This window comes from Frankia sp. Mgl5 (assembly GCF_023242985.1).
GTDB lineage: Bacteria > Actinomycetota > Actinomycetes > Frankiales > Frankiaceae > Parafrankia > Parafrankia soli.
In genome coordinates this window covers 1-1,975 of sequence record NZ_JALKFY010000748.1, presented here as the reverse complement: position 1 = coordinate 1,975, position 1,975 = coordinate 1, and the positions used below count along the sequence as shown (strand labels likewise).

Here is a 1,975-nt window from a genome sequence, read left to right as displayed (position 1 = left end):
GGACTGGTACAACCACCGACGCCTACATGGTGAGATAGGCCACATCCCACCAGTCGAATACGAAGCTAACTACTACCTGACAGCCCAGAAACCCCAGGCCACAGTCACAACCTAGAGCCTCCAACCTCCCCGGGGCGGTTCAGTGGCACATCTGTGACGGGTCACGCCCATGGGCGGACAGGCTTCTGATCAGGCCAACTGGTGGGCCAGGCCGGTGCCGGCGACCACGACGGACAGGTCAAGCGAAAGGCACGCCGCTGAACTCGGCCTGTCACGCTTTGTGATAACTACTGGTGGTGTGAGGCAGGTCGGTGTGTCGGCGAACGACCTTCGGAAGATCGTGCTCTCGCCAAAGAAGCCGTGATCAAAGCGAAGGTCGTGATGGGCCGTGTGCAGGACGAGCCTGGAGGCGTCGAGGCTCTGGGGAGGCTGTGTCGCTTCCGGCAGGAGTTCTATGACTGTGTCGCACCGCCTATCTCGACGCCGACCTGCGTGACCCGGAAAAGATTCCGCCCTCGCCTGAGCTGGCCGAGGCTCTCGACCTCAGTCGGCCGCTGGTGCTCTCCCTGATCGCGGTGCTGCATTTCGCCCCCGCGTCGGATGACCCCATGGCTTGGTCCGCCGCTACACGGAGATCCTCCCGTCGGGGAGCTATGTGGCGCTTACCCACGCCACCGGGACTTCGCGCGGGAGGAGGCGGAGCGGGTCTCAGCCGTCTACCAGGCTCGCGGGATCGCGCTGACCCCACGCTCCCGTGCCGAGGTCGAGGGCTTCCTCATCGGCCTCGACCTCGGCGAGTCGGGTGTTGTGCCGGTCCACCGCTGGCATGCCGAGAAGGGCGCCGGTGAAAACCCCGATGGGGGTAGATCCCCGCGCGTGCGGGGACGACGCGGCCGATCGTGCCGGCTCGATCTCGACGCGGGGAAGATCCCCGCACGCGCGGGGACGACGCCGAAGCGCATCCTTTGCAGGCGGTCGGCGGGGGAAGATCCCCGCGCGTGCGGGGACGATGCCGCCAAAGGCGCCGCCGCAATGCCCGCGTGAGGAAGATCCCCGCGCGTGCGGGGACGACGGGCACCGGGGCTCGCCCCGCCCAGCATGCGGAGGAAGATCCCGCGCGTGCGGGGACGACGGCGATCTGGTCGATCGTGAGCCCGTGCCAGGCGGAAGATCCCCGCGCGTGCGGGGACGACCTGGTGAGCACGGCCGAGAACGCGATCATCGGGGGAAGATCCCCGCGCGTGCGGGGACGACAAGCGTGCGCGCTTCCGCGACCATCCGTGGTCCGGAAGATCCCCGCGCGTGCGGGGACGACATCCCGGGTGGGATCGTGGCCGCCGGGGAGTCCGGAAGATCCCCGCGCGTGCGGGGACGACGCCGCGGCGGCGATGCGGCAGGCCAGCACGGTCGGAAGATCCCCGCGCGTGCGGGGACGACTCGCACTCGGACGGCCCGGGGTGGTGGAGGATGGGAAGATCCCCGCGCGTGCGGGGACGACCCCTCGGTGACGTTCGTCGACGGGGCCGCCGCGGGAAGATCCCCGCGCGTGCGGGGACGACACTTGCTGACCTGCGGTTTTTCTGCTCGGCGGGGCTCAAATTTATCAGTCGGGTCGTGACCGGCGGGCGGTGTCTGGTCGGGAAGGTGCCGGCGGTTGATGGGTTTGGGGTGGGGCCTGCTGGTCGAGAAGCTGGCTGGTGGTGGTCTGATGGCGTGCTGTCGGTGCCGAGCGAAAACTAACCAAGGCGTTGCCGGCAAGAACCGCTCAGTTCAGTTTTCGCCCGGCGTCAACACGTGCTTGTGTGCCGGCCTTGCACCTGTGGGACGAGATCGACGGCCACGTACCCGGCGGCGTCAACTGGGCCGCCGACGTCGCGGACCAATGGGACGACACCACCACCATCGTCGGCGTCACCGGACCGGACACCGACACCGCAATACCGCCCTGGTGACCGTCGTCGTTCTCATCGCCGTC

Annotated in this window: 1 protein-coding gene and 1 pseudogene; one reads left to right on the top strand and one right to left on the bottom strand. The window is 68.3% G+C overall.

Annotation, left to right across the window (positions count from 1 at the left end):
- Positions 1 to 464: 464 nt before the first annotated feature.
- Positions 465 to 846, top strand: a pseudogene (locus MXD62_RS27335) (SAM-dependent methyltransferase); the annotation flags it as partial.
- 919 nt (positions 847 to 1,765) lie between these two features.
- On the opposite strand, the gene MXD62_RS27330 reads toward MXD62_RS27335, so the two are convergent.
- Positions 1,766 to 1,975, bottom strand: a 210-nt coding sequence (locus MXD62_RS27330) for a hypothetical protein (RefSeq protein WP_248832274.1), incomplete at its 5' end; no start/stop codon positions are given.